This window comes from Clostridium sp. UBA5712 (assembly GCF_002419845.1).
GTDB lineage: Bacteria > Bacillota > Clostridia > Clostridiales > Clostridiaceae > Clostridium_J > Clostridium_J sulfidigenes.
Genome location: NZ_DIGW01000011.1, coordinates 144,132 through 161,722, shown reverse-complemented (window position 1 = coordinate 161,722; position 17,591 = coordinate 144,132). Strand labels below are relative to the sequence as shown.

The 17,591-nt window shown below is 32.0% G+C and carries 16 protein-coding genes; 12 read left to right on the top strand and 4 right to left on the bottom strand.

The genetic code is table 11. The annotated features are described in order from the left end of the window. Positions 1-34: 34 nt before the first annotated feature. The 3 genes from B3B03_RS07040 to B3B03_RS07030 all read right to left on the bottom strand — a co-directional run bounded on the left by B3B03_RS07040 (position 35) and on the right by B3B03_RS07030 (position 2,442). A complete protein-coding gene (locus B3B03_RS07040) occupies positions 35-475 on the bottom strand; it encodes a GyrI-like domain-containing protein (protein WP_346876851.1) in 441 nt (146 codons plus the stop codon). Positions 476-541: 66 nt separating this feature from the next. After that, on the bottom strand, positions 542-1,438 hold the full coding sequence (locus tag B3B03_RS07035) for a YafY family protein (RefSeq protein WP_346876850.1): 897 nt from the start codon (positions 1,436-1,438) through the stop codon (positions 542-544). 92 nt (positions 1,439-1,530) lie between these two features. Next, on the bottom strand, positions 1,531-2,442 hold the full coding sequence (locus B3B03_RS07030) for an AraC family transcriptional regulator (RefSeq protein WP_346876849.1): 912 nt from the start codon (positions 2,440-2,442) through the stop codon (positions 1,531-1,533). Positions 2,443-2,691: 249 nt separating this feature from the next. On the opposite strand from B3B03_RS07030, the gene B3B03_RS07025 reads away from it, so the two are divergent. The 10 genes from B3B03_RS07025 (at position 2,692) to B3B03_RS06980 (ending at position 14,730) form a co-directional block, all read left to right on the top strand. Further along, positions 2,692-3,978, top strand: a complete 1,287-nt coding sequence (locus B3B03_RS07025) for a Gfo/Idh/MocA family oxidoreductase (RefSeq protein ID WP_346876848.1) — start codon at positions 2,692-2,694, stop codon at positions 3,976-3,978. Positions 3,979-4,052: 74 nt separating this feature from the next. Then, complete coding sequence (locus B3B03_RS07020) at positions 4,053-4,898, top strand: sugar phosphate nucleotidyltransferase (protein WP_346876847.1); 846 nt, start codon at positions 4,053-4,055, stop codon at positions 4,896-4,898. Further along, positions 4,888-5,961, top strand: coding sequence for an aminoglycoside phosphotransferase family protein (locus tag B3B03_RS07015; protein WP_346876846.1), 1,074 nt, complete (start codon positions 4,888-4,890; stop codon positions 5,959-5,961). The genes B3B03_RS07020 and B3B03_RS07015 overlap by 11 nt, the downstream gene beginning before the upstream one ends. A 183-nt stretch (positions 5,962-6,144) precedes the next feature. Continuing rightward, complete coding sequence (locus B3B03_RS07010; protein WP_346876845.1) at positions 6,145-7,149, top strand: GNAT family N-acetyltransferase; 1,005 nt, start codon at positions 6,145-6,147, stop codon at positions 7,147-7,149. A gap of 270 nt (positions 7,150-7,419) precedes the next feature. Beyond that, the gene (locus B3B03_RS07005; protein WP_346876844.1) at positions 7,420-8,355 is read left to right on the top strand and encodes a nucleotidyltransferase domain-containing protein; all 936 of its coding nucleotides are present in this window, start codon (positions 7,420-7,422) and stop codon (positions 8,353-8,355) included. Positions 8,356-8,390: 35 nt separating this feature from the next. Then, positions 8,391-11,240, top strand: coding sequence for an excinuclease ABC subunit UvrA (uvrA, locus tag B3B03_RS07000; RefSeq protein ID WP_346876843.1), 2,850 nt, complete (start codon positions 8,391-8,393; stop codon positions 11,238-11,240). A 69-nt stretch (positions 11,241-11,309) separates the two neighbouring features. Continuing rightward, entirely contained in the window at positions 11,310-12,317 is a 1,008-nt protein-coding gene (locus B3B03_RS06995) for a D-cysteine desulfhydrase family protein (RefSeq protein WP_346846736.1), read from the top strand. A gap of 135 nt (positions 12,318-12,452) precedes the next feature. Continuing rightward, positions 12,453-13,217, top strand: coding sequence for a MerR family transcriptional regulator (locus B3B03_RS06990; RefSeq protein WP_346876842.1), 765 nt, complete (start codon positions 12,453-12,455; stop codon positions 13,215-13,217). Positions 13,218-13,268: 51 nt separating this feature from the next. Next, positions 13,269-14,000 (top strand): ABC transporter ATP-binding protein, encoded by a 732-nt coding sequence (locus B3B03_RS06985; protein ID WP_346846738.1) that lies wholly within the window; start codon positions 13,269-13,271, stop codon positions 13,998-14,000. After that, complete coding sequence (locus B3B03_RS06980) at positions 13,987-14,730, top strand: ABC transporter permease (RefSeq protein ID WP_346877182.1); 744 nt, start codon at positions 13,987-13,989, stop codon at positions 14,728-14,730. The genes B3B03_RS06985 and B3B03_RS06980 overlap by 14 nt, the downstream gene beginning before the upstream one ends. Positions 14,731-14,891: 161 nt before the next feature. Here B3B03_RS06980 and B3B03_RS06975 read toward each other — a convergent pair whose 3' ends face one another. Continuing rightward, positions 14,892-16,301 (bottom strand): YncE family protein, encoded by a 1,410-nt coding sequence (locus B3B03_RS06975; protein ID WP_346876841.1) that lies wholly within the window; start codon positions 16,299-16,301, stop codon positions 14,892-14,894. 255 nt (positions 16,302-16,556) lie between these two features. On the opposite strand from B3B03_RS06975, the gene B3B03_RS06970 reads away from it, so the two are divergent. After that, positions 16,557-16,904: a TIGR04076 family protein gene (locus B3B03_RS06970; protein WP_346846740.1), complete on the top strand. Its 348-nt coding sequence runs from the start codon at positions 16,557-16,559 to the stop codon at positions 16,902-16,904. 206 nt (positions 16,905-17,110) lie between these two features. Continuing rightward, positions 17,111-17,584 (top strand): DUF6323 family protein, encoded by a 474-nt coding sequence (locus B3B03_RS06965; RefSeq protein WP_414632273.1) that lies wholly within the window; start codon positions 17,111-17,113, stop codon positions 17,582-17,584. Positions 17,585-17,591 lie beyond the last annotated feature (7 nt).

The following is a 17,591-nucleotide window of genomic DNA, read 5'->3' as shown; positions in this document are numbered from 1 at the left end:
CTTAATTAGCTAAATATGATGAATCTTATCACTGTTATTTTAATGCTATATAAATATCAATATCTGCATTTTCAAAGTCACTATTTAGGTATTCCTCAAAGTCACCTGTAAAGCTTCTGTCTAAGTCCATTTTCCAAATTTCGTCCCAAGCTTTTGCTACTGCTGTTTCCATGTGTCCATGTACAGAGAATTTTGCATATTTCCCCGCAGGAATGATTTTTGTTGTAAACTCACTGTTTTCTGATTTTGATACTTCGTTGCCTGCGGTAACAAGATAACTGTTTTCTGTATAATCGGAATAAAGTCCAATTGCATATTCATTTACCTTATTCTTGATGTTTGCATTGATGCCACTTTGATATAAATCAACCCAAAGCTTGCCGATTTTCTCACCCATTTTAGGGTCTTCGTTGCTCGTTGTCACACTTACACCAACAATAATTTTTTCTTCAAGATTTACAATTTCATAGTTCATTTTAACTACCTCCATATATTTGATATATTTATAATAAATCAAATAATATGTCAACAGTATGTCATATTATAAATAATTGTTCATCATTTTTTGTATTTCTTCTTTTATGGAGTTTCTTATGTCCAATGGTTCTAATACCTCGCAATGGCTACCAAAAGAAGCTATATAAGGAAATAGCCATTCACCCATAGGATAAATTGTTTCAGTTATAAAACTGCCGTCAACTTCTTTAGTATAATTATCAAACTCGTCATATACTCGAAAAGCCATTTGGGGAGACAGTTTTAATTTCAAAGTGATATATTGCTCATTAAACATGTTGTCCTTCTTAAATATAGGTTCCATAACTTTTCGATGAAAATGTTTATCTGTAACCACAATATCCTTTATACGACTTAGTTTGAAAAATCGAAAATCCTGCATTAAAGTACAATAGGCATATAAATAACGTGCCATACCTTTAAAACAAAGCTTTAAAGGTTCTACATCTCGTGTAGTTCTTTCGCCTTTTCCGCTTGAATAAGTAAAACTCATTATTTTCTTAGATAGGATTGCTGATTTAATATCATTAAAGGATTTAGATTCGTTCTCTGAATTGTACCAGGATGAAAAATCCACTTCAATCCAATCGGAGTTATTCTCTCCAAATAGGCTGCCTAATTTTTGTAATGCAGAATCTGTTTCATTAAAATTGATTGCACCAACTGCTTGTAGTGAGGATAAAATATCAGACTTTTCTTCTTCGGTTAATACAGCTTTGTTCAGCACAAATTCATCTAAAATAGATATTCCGCCACCTTTGCCTTTGGTCATATAAACAGGAATACCTGCTGATGATAATGTTTCAATATCACGATAAATGGTTCTACTAGAAACTTCAAACTTCTCTGCAAGTTCTCTTGCTGTAACGTTTTTTTTATCAAGAAGTATGTATATTATTTCAAACATTCGGTTGATTTGCATATCTTCACCTCTATCATATTATAACACATGAATATGACATCACTATGTCATATTTATATACTGTCAAATAAGGAATGGCAGCCACATTATGGCTACCACTTATAAGTTTGAGAAATCCCCTTTACAGATGAGATGTATTCCGTTGGTGACATTCCAGTTAACTTTTTAAATTGTTTGGAAAAATGCTGCAAAGAATTATAAGAAAGAAAATATGCGATTTCAGTGATATTCATATTCCCATCACGAATAATTTCCTTTGCGCGCTCAATCTTCATATATATGAAATAATCAATTACTCCACAGTTTTTATTTTTGTGGAAGAGTGAATGTAAGGTAGAACGGCTGATAGAAAATTCATTGCAAATATCTGAAATTTTAATTTGCTCACAAATGTGTAGCTGCAAATAATGCAAAATTTGTTCAAATACATAGGATTTATTAGAGCTATCCCAAGACTGTTTTGTAACAGAAGATAGGTTTTTAACTTTTTCATCATCACAATGATGCCTCTTTATATGAATTAGAAATTGTTCCAGATATAACAAAATCAATTGTTGTGAGCCAAAAGGTGCACTAGTAGAGAGTTTTACTTGTTCAATGGAAGGGATATGGAGTGGAGTTGAAAATGCAGCGCGCGCTTCTGAAATAATTTTTGCAATTAAAGTTTTTTCTATAGAAGACAGAGTGGTAACTTTACCAGTAAAAAAATCCATTGATGGGGAATTGCACAAAAATGAAATTGCCACTAAATTAGGCGATTTCCTTCCTATTGCCTTCACAGCGTGAAATTCATTTGGTCTATGAAAAATCATATCTCCAGCATAGAGCTGATAATGCTCAGAGGCTGCTTGTACCATAACTGTTCCTTTGTCTACATATAGGAATTCCCAAAAATCATGAGACTCACCATGGAAAACAAAATCTTTCAAGTATTCAAAATAGTGAATGGTGATGATTTCAGTGATTTCAAATTCTTTTTTTAATCTAGTACTGATATAAGCCATACAACCAACTCCTTGCTTATGAATTATTATCAATTTATTTTAGCAAATATAACAAAAGAATACAATTTAACAAATAGATATTTTGGATGATATAACAATTATACTGGATGATTGTATAAGCTAAATTTTAAAAAAAACTATACAATATATGTAACAGTATGGAAGTTATAGAAAAGGTCTTCTCTATGCACATAGAAATACCTTTTAAAATATGAATGGAGAAAATAGAAATAAATAGGAGGAAATAAAATGAGTAAAAAATTAAAGGTAGCATTAGCTGGACTTGGTAGTAGAGGAAAAGACACCTATGCATTAACTGCTAAATTATTCCCAGAGAAAATTGAAATTGTAGCAATTGCAGACATTGATCCTGCAAAGGTAGAAGATGTGGCAAGGGAGTATAACATTCCGAAAAGGGCATGCTTTTACAGTGCAGAAGAACTAATTGCTCAGGATAAGCTAGCAGATGTTATGTTTATTACTACTCAGGACAAGGAACATGTAAGACAAGCAATCCCGGCCCTTAGAAAAGGCTATCATCTGTTATTGGAAAAGCCAATTTCACCAGACCTTGATGAGTGTAGGGAAATTGTAAAAGTAGCAAATGAATGTGAAAGAAAAGTGGTTGTATGTCATGTGTTGCGTTATACACCATTCTATACAAAATTAAAAGAAGTAATTGACAGCGGTATAATTGGAGAAGTAGTTTCTGTTATGGCAATTGAAAATGTGGGATATTGGCATCAAGCACACAGTTTTGTACGTGGAAACTGGAGAAACTCAAATACTACTAGTCCTATGATATTACAGAAATGTTGTCATGATATGGACTTGTTATTATGGCTCACAGGTAAAACTTGTAAGTCTGTATCTTCCTTTGGAAGCACCTATTTATTCAAAAAAGAAAATGCACCGGAAGGAGCAACGAAGCGTTGTATGGATGGATGCAAAGCAAAAGCAAATTGTCCCTTTGATGCAGAAAAGATTTATATAACAAATGAAAAAACTGGTGTGGCAAAGGGGAATACAAAGTGGCCTGTTGATGTATTGACCCTTCATCCTACTGTAGAAAGTATTACAGAAGCAATTCAAAGTGGACCTTATGGAAGATGTGTATATTACTGTGATAATAACGTAGTAGATCATCAGGTTGTAAACCTAAATATGACAGATGGTGCCACCATTTCATTGACAATGAGTGCATTCACTGCTACAGGTTCACGTTATCAGAAGATTATGGGGACAAAAGGAGAAATTGTTGCAGATTTGTCTGAAAAAACTATTAAAGTAACACCTTTTGGAAAAGAAACTGAAGTAATGGATATATCTAAGCTATCAACGGATTTTTCTGGTCATGCAGGGGGAGACAATCGTATGGTGGAGGAATTCATTGATATGATTGCAGAGGATGGAGAACCGACTAATGCCATTACATCAGTAGATAAATCCGTAGAAAGTCATTATTGCGCAATGGCAGCGGAACAATCTAGGCTGGCAGATGGCGTTGTGGTTGATTTGGATACTCTAAGAAAATAAAATGGCATGTAGTAATTAAGTAATGAATTTAACATAGATTAATATAAAGAAAGTATTGAAATATAGGTGGTAATATGAATGAAACAACATTAGTAGTAATGGCAGCTGGTATGGGAAGTCGTTTTGGGAGTTTTAAACAGCTAGAGCCTGTGGGTCCAAATGGGGAAATAATACTTGATTTTTCAATATATGATGCAGTAAAAGCAGGCTTTTCAAAGGTAGTTTTTATTATAAAAAAAGAAATGGAAAAGGATTTTAGACATGTTATCGGCAAGAGAATTGAAAAGATAATAGATGTAGATTATGCTTTTCAAACACTAGACAAAATTCCTAAGGGGTGTTCTATCCCTAATAATAGATATAAGCCATGGGGAACAGGGCATGCTGTGATTTGTGCTAAAAGTGAAGTTACCACTCCCTTTATGGTAATAAACGCAGATGATTACTATGGTAGCCATTCCTACAAAATAGTTGGGGATTATTTATCTCAAAATAAAGGTATGTGCATGGCTGGGTTTAGACTAAAAAATACACTAACTGAAAATGGCATGGTAAGCAGAGGATTATGCGAAATAGAAAAAGGGTATTTAAAAAGTGTGGTGGAGCATACATCTATTGATAAAAATAGTGGAATACCTCTTGATACTATAGTATCTATGAACATGTGGGGGTTTGACATTGATATATTTAATGTCCTTGAACAGGACTTCACTCTGTTTTTAAATGATTTAAAAAATCCATTAAAGGATGAATTTTATCTTCCGTCAGTAGTTGATAATATGATTAAAACACAAAGTGCAAAGGTGAAAGTACTTGAGACATTAGATAAGTGGTATGGAGTTACATACAAAGAAGACTTGTCTATAGTTAAAAATGCTATAAACCGAATGATTAGAGAGGGATTATACCATGGAATATAAATTGCATCAGGTTTTAAAACAGTTTAATATTAACACTGAAATGAGCTCTTATGGTAACGGATATATAAATGACACATATATTGCAAAACCATATATATTGCAAAGAATCAATAGTAATGTGTTTAAAAATCCTGAGGGTTTAATGGAGAATATTGCAGCTATAACAGAGCATCTGAGAAAGAAAATCCTTCTTAGTGGAGGAAATCCTGACAGGGAAACACTAACAATAATAAAAACTAAGAATGGTGAAAAGTACTATAAAACCAATGAAAATGATTATTTCAGGGTATATAAATTTATAGGTAATGCAGTGACCTACGATCAGGTTGAAGATCCTATGCAATTTTATTATGGCGCCAAGGCCTTTGGTAAGTTTCAAAATATGTTGTCTGATTTTCCAGCAGGTAAATTATATGACACAATACCTAATTTTCATAATACAGCCACAAGGTTTGAGGATCTGTTAAAAGCAATTGAAGATAATAAATGTGGCAGATTAGAAGAAGTGGGAAAAGAAATTGAATTTGTAAAAAAACGCAGAAGAGATGTGAGCATTATATTAGATGCAATGAAAGATGGAAGCATTCCTCTAAGGGTAACACATAATGACACTAAGCTGAATAATGTCATGATAGATATAGATACAGGTGAAGGGGTATGTGTAATTGATTTAGATACAGTAATGCCAGGGTCACTTCTCTATGACTACGGCGATGCACTGAGATATGGAGCTTCTAGCGGAAGGGAAGATGAAACAGATTTATCAAAAATATGGTTTGATATGAATCTGTTTAAGTATTTTACAAAGGGATATTTTCATGAAGTATTACCTATACTTGTGCCAAAAGAGATTGAACTTATGGCGTTTTCTGTGAAACTTATGACCTTTGAATGTGGTATAAGATTTTTAACGGATTATTTAAATGGAGATACCTATTTTAAAATTCACAAGGAGAAACACAATCTTCATAGAGCAAGAACACAGTTTAAGCTGGTTAGTGATATTGAAGGGAAAATGGATATTATGAATAAGATAATAGGGGAACTTATAGAGGGTAATTAGAATGATAGCCACTTTAGGATAGGTTGCTTATTAATAGGCGCTGAGAATCTATGTAATGAATAATACAGAATTGTTTTTTACATATTTAATGATAATTTACTATGTTAGAATATGTAATATAAATTTATTGAGAAAAGGATAGCCCTTAGTGGCCATATCATTATTATACTAGGAGGTACAGAAATGAAGAGATGTGAATTTAGAAAAATTACTATTGGTGATATACCTGCAATGTCTGATTTGTTAATATTTAGGCAAAACCTTGAGAGTAAGTCATTTCCGTCCTTGAAGAATAGTTGTCTTAATACAAAATATATCACGGGTTTACTTGAGAATTTATTTGTTAATAGAAAAGCAATTGGAATAGGAGCCTTTGCTAGTGATGAACTAGTAGGTTATATATTTGGTGAGATGAAAATTGATGATAGAGGCAGACATATATGGGTGCCCTATGAGGGAATAGCAATTAGAATGGATCAATCCTCAGAGCTTATAAGGGAGCTTTATACAAAGGTTTCTGTTTTATGGCTTGAACATGGCTACTTTAGCCACCATACATTTGTACCTCTAGGAAATCAGGTGTACTATGAAGCCTTCCAAAGATTAAGTTTTTTTATTGATCATGTATATGGAATAATGAATATGGAGGATTACAAGGCTTTTAAAAATTCATCTGATGCAGAGATTAGATTTGCTAACAAAAATGATAGTGAAATAATGGGTAATATGTCCAGTATAATCTTATCATGCCTCAATTCAGCACCTACTTTTTTACCTATAAAACCTGAACTTGTAATGAATATAAATGCTGGGTATAAAAGTTTAGTAGAGGATAATGATTCAACGATTCTTATTGCAGAAAAGGATATGAAGGAATTAGGATTTCAAGTATATGAGCCTATTACTCCAGATTTGATGGCACCTGATAATGGGGTAGAGCTGCATATTGCTGGCACTCACCATTCCCAAAGGGGAAGAGGTGTTGGTAAAAAGTTAATGAATGAAGGCTATAGGATTATGAAGAAAAAGGGATATAGTAGCATAATAACAGATTGGAAAATAACAAACCTTGGTGGTTCAGATTTTTGGCCTAAGTGTGGATTTAAGCCAATAGCTTACAGAATGATTAGAAATATTGACAATAATATAGCATGGGCAAACTTTAATAACCCAAGTATTATTCTATAGTAGCTTAGAGTATTAGAAAAGTTAAGCAGTATATTTAATTAAGGCAATATCTTCTATAAAATTAGCAAATTTAAAACACATAGAAGCAGTAGAATTTCAGGATTCTACTGTTTTTTGTAGTTATTATTGAATGTGTAAACAATATTATGAGTAAAATGTAAAATATTTAATATTATTGTTCAGTTTGGAAATAAAGTATATAATTTAAAGTATGAGTTTAGAGGTTAATATTCTAAGAGAGGAAGAGATTTAGCAATTATGAATACAAATATGTCATATATTAAAAAAAGATATAACAGTGCCTTAGAGAAATTTATTGAAAAGGTAAGAAGGGACAGTAACATTATTGCTGCATTTTCCTATGGAAGTATTACAAGTGATAATTTATGGGGAAAGTCTGATATAGATATATGGTTAATATTAAAGGAAAACAGCAAGAAGGTATATAAGCAGTATTCACTTGTAGAGGATGATATAGACTTCCAAGTGGAACTATATAGCAGAAATTATTTTATTGAATTGGTAGATAGTCCCCAAAATCAAAACTTTTTTAGAACAGTTTTAAATGAAAGTAATTTATTATTTTCAACTGATGAAACAATAGAAAAGCTTTTTAATGGAGATAAATTCTTAGGTGATAGAGACAAAGAGGAGAATTTATTAAAGTCGGCCATCTATGGAATTATATGTGTAAAAAAAGCAGAAAAGCTATTACTGGTTGAAGAAGAGCTTGTTGATGGATTCAGTTTAATTCAAAAACTAGTATGCCATATAGCATGTATAGAAATAGCATTAAATAATGAGTTTAGGGGCAGAGAAGTAATAAGTCAAGGATTAAATCTCAATCCTGATTTTTTTAATTGCACCTATATGACTTTGATTAAAAATGAAGTAACTATTTTAAGTTTAGTTAAAATATTAGAATTGTGTAAAGAGTATATAGAAGAGAGAAAAGATGTTCTTTTTCATCCTATTGTCAGATGGATGAAAGAAGAAGGTGAAATAAGAGGCGTATCAATGATTAATGAATACTTGAAAAAGAAATATAATATTAGTAATGATGGCAATGAACTTACAGATACTTATAATTGGCTTGCAGAAAGAGATGTACTAATTAAGGTTAGTGAATCAATAAAACTTATGGATAAAAGCAAGGTTACCTTTGAAGAAGCGGCATATTATTATAATTTTGACAGTGATATATAACTTAGAAGCTATTTAGAAAGTAAAGGAGAATACAATTGGTTAGAAAAAGTATAAGTGTAAAAGGAGCAAGAGAGAACAACCTAAAAAATATTGATTTAGAGATACCTAGAGATGCTCTCACTGTAATTACTGGGGTAAGCGGTTCAGGAAAATCGTCTATTGCTTATAACGTATTATATGCAGAAGGACAAAGAAGATTTTTACAGTCTCTATCATCATCTTCTAGATCTAATATAATGAATATGGAAAAACCTGATGTAGATATGGTCACAGGGTTATCCCCAGTAATATCAATTCCACAGAAGAGAGGTATTAACAATCCCCGTTCATCAGTTGCAACTATGGCTGACTTGTCAAACCATATTAGACTATTATATACAGTTTTAGGAACTCCACATTGTCCTATATGCCATAAGGAAATTCAGTGTTTGTCAACCAGTCAAATAGCTGAACATATATTGAGTCTCCCAGAAGGTACTAGAATTGAAGTACAAGCCCCTGTTAATAAAATATTTGATAAAAGCTATGATTATTTATTAACTGAACTTAGAAGTAGAGGCTATAGAAGATTTGTGATCAACAATAAAGTATTTGATATTAAAAATAATATAAACTTAGATGAGACTGGAACTTATAAAATTGAAGTAATAGTAGATGAGGTTTCAGTATATAAAAAGAATTATGAACAAATAGTTAGCGCAATAGAAAGAGGATTGGAAGTAGGGCAGAATTTTATAAGATTACAGATCCTAAACAAGGAGCTTTCAGAAGAGGAAGTAAGAAAGTTTACTAAGGGGTTTATTAACTGTGAACATAATATTATTACAGGGAAATTCCTCCCTAAATATTTTTCACCAAATGATGTCAGTGGAGCATGTCCTACATGTCAGGGACTTGGAACCTATAAAATGACAGAACCATATCTTTTGATTAAGGATGAAAAGAAGAGCATGAGAATGGACCCTCTTTATGTATCTCAATTCAGTTTGAGTGATAAAAATGGTGCAGCAAGATTGCATAGCCTTGCAGCACATTATAATTTTAGTATTGATACTCCTTTTAATGAGCTCCCAGAGAAAATAAAAGATATTTTTTTCTATGGAACTAAAGGTGAACGTTATGAGCTGCTGAAGCCAACAGGAGAGCGAGAAACAGAAGGAAGACGAAGGTACGTAAGTTATGAAGGGCTAGTGAACTATATAACACGTCTTTATAAAGATAATTTAGATAAAGGAACAAAGAACAGAGATAACGAAAAACTCTTTGTCAGTCACATTTGTCCAGAATGTAAGGGTAAAAAGCTAAAAAAAGAAAGATTATTAGTAAAGATAAACGGAATAGACATAAATGAGTTTGGGAAAATGCAGATACAGAAATTAAAGAAATTTATATCATCCCTAGAAGTAGTTGAGTCTAAAAGGGAAGTTGCACAGCAGATTATTAATGAAATGATAATAAAACTAGAGCTTCTGGAAGAAATAGGACTTGAATATTTGAGCTTGGGGAGAAGTTCGGATACTCTCTCTGGAGGAGAAACTCAAAGAATACGTTTATCTTCACAAATCGGATCAAATCTAATGGGGATGATGTATATATTAGATGAACCAAGTATAGGGCTTCATGAGAAGGATACATTTAAAATAATTAATACATTAAAAAAGCTAAGAGATATGGGTAATACTGTAGTTGTAGTTGAACACGATATGGAGACTATTGGGAACGCAGATTATATAGTAGAATTAGGACCAGGTGCAGGAGCAAATGGCGGCGAGATAATTGCAAGTGGAAATATTAAAGAGATTATTAATACAGAAAGATCTATAACAGGACAATATTTGGCTGGAAAGAAGAAAATTGTTATTCCTAAAGGAAGACGCTTAGGCATAGGAAAACATATAAGAATACATGGTGCAAGAGAAAATAATCTTAAGAATCTTAACCTAAGCATACCATTAGGAACCTTTATTTGCATTACAGGTGTATCAGGGTCTGGAAAAAGCAGTTTGGTAAATGAGATATTATACAAGAGCATATACTCAAAGTTGCATGATTCTAGAATTAAGCCAGGACTCAATGATGGAGTTGAGGGTATTGAGAATATTAGTGATGTTAGATATATTGATCAATCACCAATTGGAAGAAGTTCACGTTCAAATCCAGCAACCTATATTAATATTTATGATAAAATAAGAGATATATTTGCAGGAACAGAAGAAGCAAAAGCTAGAGGGTATGACATTTCAAGTTTCAGTTTCAATAATAAGGGCGGTAGATGTGAGACTTGTATGGGAGAAGGAAATATTGTAACTGAGTTGCAATTTATGCAAGATATCATAACCATATGCCCAGTATGCAAGGGTAAAAGGTATAGAAGCGAGATATTAGAGATCAAATATAAAGAAAAAAACATAGCTGATATTCTTGAACTAACAATTGAAGAAGGAGTGGAATTTTTCAAGGATGTAAACCTAATACACTCTAAATTGAATGTATTAAACAAGCTAGGATTAGGATACCTAAAATTAGGACAATCCTCATCTACATTGTCTGGGGGAGAAGCTCAAAGGTTGAAGCTAGGAAGAGAACTGGGGAAAATTAAAAAAGAGAAGGATAATCTATATATCTTAGATGAGCCAACTACAGGTCTCCATATTAAAGATATTGAGAAATTGTTGCTATCTCTTAATGAACTTGTTGATTTAGGAAATACTGTGCTGGTAATTGAACATAATTTGGATTTGATAAAAACCGCAGACTATATAATAGATATGGGCCCTGATGCAGGAGAAAATGGTGGTCACATTGTAGCAGAGGGAAGTCCTGAAGATATTATAATGTGTGATAAATCCTATACAGGAAAATATCTGAGAAAATATATGGAATGAAATATTATACCCTGGGTTTATGTATAATTACGTTCCAATCTTATAATTACTAAAGGAGATGAACAAAATATGAATAATATTTTAAACAAAATTCAAATTCCAGAAAGAATAGAACTTTCAAATATGCCAACTAAAATTGAAAAACTTGAGAGGTTTTCTAAAATGTTAGGTGGACCCAATATTTATATAAAGAGAGATGATCAAACTGGACTTGAAGTATCAGGAAACAAAATTAGAAAATTAGAATTTACAGTAAAAGATGCTATTAATAAAGGGGCTAATGTGCTTATAACTTGCGGTGGAATCCAATCAAACCATTGTAGAGCAACGGCAGCAGTAGCAGCGAGGCTTGGGATAAAATCAGTACTTGTTTTAAGAGGAAGCAGCAGTATTGAATCTGATGGAAATTTATTTATAGATAAGCTTTTAGGTGCAGATATTCGTTTTATTACCGCAGAAGAATATAAAAATTCAAGATTAGAAATTATGGAACAGATTAAGACGGAATATGATAAAAAAGGTTATATGTCCTATATTATTCCAGAAGGTGCTTCAAATGTAATAGGCACATTTGGATATTATAATGCAATGAAAGAAATTATTGAGCAGGAACAGCAGTTAGGTGTTCATTTTGACAAAGTTATACTCGCCGTGGGATCTGGAGGTACTTACGCAGGAACTTTTTTAGCAAATAAAATATCAGAAAACAAGTGTGATATTTTAGGTGTTAATGTTTGTGATGACAGTGAATATTTTAAAAATCGAATCTACGAAATAGTACAAGATACCATGAAGTATATTAATGTAGATTTGGAATTGTCTAAAGATGAAATAAGAATTATAGATGGATATGTAGGAAATGGATATGCTTTAAGTAGAGAAGAAGAAATAAATTTCATTAAGGAATTTGCAAAATTAGAAGGAATAATTTTAGATCCTGTTTATACAGGTAAAGCTATGTATGGATTAAGTGAAGAAATAAAAAAAGGAAACTTTAAAAACAATGAAAATATTTTATTTATCCATACTGGTGGGGCTTTTGGAATATTTCCTCAAAAGGAGCTATTTAAATACTAACATATTGAATTTATCCTGTAATATTAGAAGATGAAAATGAGATAGCAAAAACTAAATAAGAATTAAATAGAACTCTACACTATATCACCAGACTTTCCATAAGTGTTATTATAATAACATGGAGGTGCACATAGTATGGATAAGGTATATAAAACATCAGAAGTAGCTAAAAGAGTTGGTGTACATTCCAACACTGTACGTTTGTACGAAAAGCTTGAATTAATACCAAAGGTGAATAGATTACAAAATGGTTATAGAGTATTTACTGACTATCACATAGAGCAATTTAATCTTGCTAGAACTGCCTTTAAAGTAGAGGTTCTACAAAATGGGCTAAGAAAAAAGATAATCAATGTTGTTAAGTTATCTGCCAAGGGGGAGTTTCAAGAAGCAATTAACTGTACAAATGATTATATAAGTCAGATAAAGCAAGAACAAAAAAATGCAGAGGAAGCTATAGACCTTTCAAAGAAGCTTTTATTAGATAGGGATGCTCAAGATAATTATATATTTTTTACGAGAAAGCAAACATCAGACTATCTTAAGGTCACAATGGACACATTAAGAAATTGGGAGATGAATGGTTTACTTACTGTTAAGAGAAGGCATAATGGATATCGAGTTTATACTGAAAGTGATATTAATAGACTTAAAATAATACGTACTTTACGTTGTGCTAATTATTCTCTTTCAGCAATTTTAAGAATGATTAATTCAATGTCAGAAAGTATAGAAATTGATATTAGAGAGGTAATTGATAAACCAAAAGAAGATGAGGACATTGTTACAGCATGTGATAAGCTTCTTACTTCCTTAAGTGATGCAGAAAAAAATGCAAAAATTATATTAAGGCAATTACAATTTATGAAAAACAAATTTAATACAAACTCTACACTTTAACACCAGACTTTGTGCTGGTGTTATTCTTTTATCAAAAGGAGGGAATAACACATGGAAGTAATAAAAGTTCATAATCTCTATAAATCCTATGGGGATGCTCAAGTGGTGAAGAGTGTTAGTTTAACAGTAAAGAAAGGTGAGGTATTTGGATTGATAGGTGCCAATGGGGCAGGGAAAAGTACTACCATAGAGTGTATTTTAGGTACAAAGAATTTTGATCATGGTCAGGTATCTATCCTAGGCATGAATCCTCAAAAAGAAAGAAAACAGCTATTTCAAAGGGTTGGGGTTCAGTTTCAAGAATCTAATTATCAAGATAAAATAACAGTGAAAGAGTTGTGTGAAATAACTGAGGTTCTTTATAAAAATCCATTAGATTGCAATAAATTATTAGAAGAATTTGACCTTCAAGATAAGGGGAAAAATTTAGTAAGTGAATTATCAGGAGGTGAAAGACAACGATTATTTATTATCCTAGCCTTAATTCCTAACCCAGAGGTAGTATTCCTTGACGAGCTTACAACAGGATTAGATGTAAAGGCTAGAAGAGATGTGTGGAAGTGCTTATTAAAATTAAAGAAGCAAGGACTCACAATCTTTTTAACATCTCATTTCATGGATGAGGTTGAGGTTCTGTGCGATAAAATATGTATTTTGAAAAATGGAGCAATAGATTTTTATGGAACAGTTGAAGAAGCAGTGGAACTGAGTCCATATGAAAAATTTGAGGATGCCTATTTATGGTTTGTAGATGAGGAGGATTTGGATGATGAGAGCATTTAAAGCAATGTTAAAAACTGAATTAAAATTATCACTAAGAGGCATGGATATGTTCATCTTTGCAATCTGTATGCCAGTGGTTATAACTATTATTTTAGGTATTATTTATGGAAATAAACCCGCGTTTCCTGAAGCAGACTTTACATTCATGGAACAATCCTTTGCAGCTGTATCAACTATTGCAATATGTGCAGGTGGTTTCATGGGATTACCATTAGTATTATCTGAGTATCGTCATAGAAAGATATTAAAAAGATTTAGAGTAACACCAGTTAGCCCAGCTATGATTTTAGTAGTTCAAGGAATGATTTATACTTTATATGCCATTGTTTCATTAATAATTATTTATTTAACAGCAAAAATATTTTTCAAGTTTCAATTTAGAGGCTCATGGATAAACTTTTTAGGAGCTTATACATTAGTAATGGCATCAATGTTCAGCATTGGATTTATGGTGGGTGGAATAGCGAAAAATAATAAAATGGCAAGTGTTATTGCAAGTATTTTATACTTTCCTATGCTTATATTTTCAGGAGCAACATTACCCTATGAGGTTATGCCAACATCCCTTCAAAAAGTGGCAGATATCTTACCATTAACTCAGGGAATAAAGCTTTTAAAAAGCGCATCACTTAACTTAAGCATAGATAATGTAATGATACCAATTTTAGTTATAAGTATACTTTCTGTGATATGCATTTGGGTATCTATTAAGTTTTTTAGGTGGGAATAGTTTGAAACTGATAAAGAAATAGTGATAGTCTAAGCAATTAAAACAAATAAGTGATGGAATTGTAGCTAGTAAAAATATGATAAGTTTTACTAGCTACTTTGCATAAAAATATAGATGGTTGAATTTTATATATTTTTAGTTATGCAGTTATTAGAATAACATTAATTTGATTCACAAGATCTTAAAACTGGTACTTCAATTTGAACAAGCTTTTGAGATTTAACAGTAGCAGTTACCTTTATAGTACAGCATAAATTTTTATTATGGCACCCAATTGAGTAGTTACTTGGTTGCATGCATGAACAAGTTACATTATTAATAGAGCAATATACATCAGCACCTTCAGGTTTTATAAGATTAACATTTTTATAAAAGCATACTACTTTTTTAAATAAATAACAATCTGGATAGTTACTTGTAAAATTAATAATTACTTTTATTTGCAACTTTACATTTACTAAATTAGTTTGTTTGTTTATTGTAGTTATATTTAATATATTACATCTAGTTTCTCCAACATCACATTGGATGTGTTCAGTATTATATAATGGTGGAAGTTTAAAGGTCTCTTTAAGTTCTTCTTCAAACTTATTTGAATCAAATATTCTTGTTGTTTCAATGCACATTCTATTTAAAGGGGTTGGGCATGGAAAATCAACATTTGCTATTGCTATACCAAGTGGTAAAGGAATATTAGGGATGGTATTTACCACTGTATTTGTATTTATATCAATTATAGAAATATCATTAGTACAGGAGTTTGTAACATAGGCAAAGCTACCATCTGGTGTAATTGCTATATCAAAAGGGCAATTTCCAACAGGGATAGTATTTACTACTGTATTTGTATTGGTATTAATTACAGAGACATTATTAGTAAAGACATTTGTGACATAAGCATAATTTCCATCTGGTGTTATTGCAACATAACTAGGGCCAGTACCAACAGTTATGGTATCTACCAATGTATTATTGGTTAGATTTATTACAGATATAGTGTTTGAGAAGGCACTTTGTCCTTGATTTGCAACATAGGCAAGGGTACCATTTGGAGTTATTGCTATGCCTTGAGGAAAATCTCCTACAGTTATGGTGTTTACTATGGTATTTGTAGTGGTATCTATAACTGATACATTATCTGATTTTGAGTTTGTAACATAAGCAAAGTTGCCATTTGGTGATATTGCCACAGCAATGGGATTTCTACCAACAGTTATAGTATTCACAATTGTATTAGTATTGGTATCTATGATTGATACTGTTCCTGAGGGAGAGGTTGCAAGGCCAGAGTTTACTACATAGACATATTTACCATTTGGGGTTACCGCAATGCCTGTTGGGGAAGTGCCAACTGTTATTGTATCTACTAACGTATTGGTGCAAGTATTTATAACTGCTACCAGGTTTGAAAGGTTTGTAACATAGGCAAAGCTACCATCTGGTGTTAGTGCAATAAATTTTGTTATATCACTTGGAGATAAAATTGGAATGGTATTTATTACCGTATTTGCACTTGTATCTATAACTGAAATTTTATTATTGTCATTTGCAACATAAGCAAAAATAGACATGTTTATCTACTCCTATATTTTTTTATTATTATAATATGAGGGAGTTTAGCAATAAGTTAATCTGTAGGTGGAGAAGTTTAAACTTTTTACTTGTGGTGCGGTGAAGGGTATCTGTGTATAACCAAACTTAAAAGGAATTTGTAAAGTATTTAAATTAAGCCAATGATATTAAAAGTGTCATTGGCTTGTGTTATAATTATGTTATTAAGCTATTGGAAAATTATATATAGATAAACAAGAATTTGGAGGTTGATTATGAAAAAATGGTATGATGAGGAGTACGAATTTGAAATTGAGGTAACTGGGTTTCTTCGCAGTGACCATACAGAGCGGTACTGCAGAAACGGCGAAGAGGTGGGTGATAAGTATACCTGCACCTATGGCTGTCCCATAAATTCGGATGGACAGGGTATCTGTTCCAAGGTTATGATGATTATGTTCCCAATCATGGAGTCGGTGAGAAGTGGCGGAGATTTAGAGAACATTGGTGGCAGTAGCAAATATAGCAAGGATATTGTATGCCCAGATGGCTGTGTCATGTTCAGGCTTACGGCAAAGAAACTTGACAATGAGAATTTTTATAAAGGAAAGTTTTTTGATTAGTTTTGATTTTATTGTGCTCAGTTTGAAGAGAAGCCGAAATATATACCTCAGTAATATAAGAAAAATCTATTATAATATAAGAAATACTTCCCAGATTGATTTTCAAACTGGGAAGTATTTTCTAAGTTTATATTACCACAAAATTACTAAAATTTCAAGTCTTGTATTGGATCAGACTTAGGAGTACTGTGTATCTAGAGGTGATTATGGTGGATAAAAATATGACTTTAGCATTTCAAGATTTCCAGAAAAAACAAGCTGCAATTGAGTTAAAAGGGTGTAATGAAATAACAATAAAATATGGGTTAGCTTTATGTGATGGAGAAATTAATGAGCTGGTGGAGAATCGTTTTAGGTCATTAAAAGATACAGGAAGAATTGAGTTTTCTGAAGGAATTTTAAAAAAGATAGTAGAGGTTTTTTGTGATTCTCCTTATATAATGCAACAGAATTATAAAGAGACATTAACGGAGATTCAAGAGTCGTTCTATTTTTTTAAAAATGAAGCCATGGATCAGATAGCTGATGATGAACTTATTGAGTTTATGAAAAGACATTTTGATGGAAAATGTCAAGGTTCCTTAGAGTATTTAAGAGGAACTACTTTAGAAGAGCTTTGTAGAAATACAAGATACGGACATGAAGTGGATGATATAGATATGTACGGACATGAATTTTAGGAGGTAT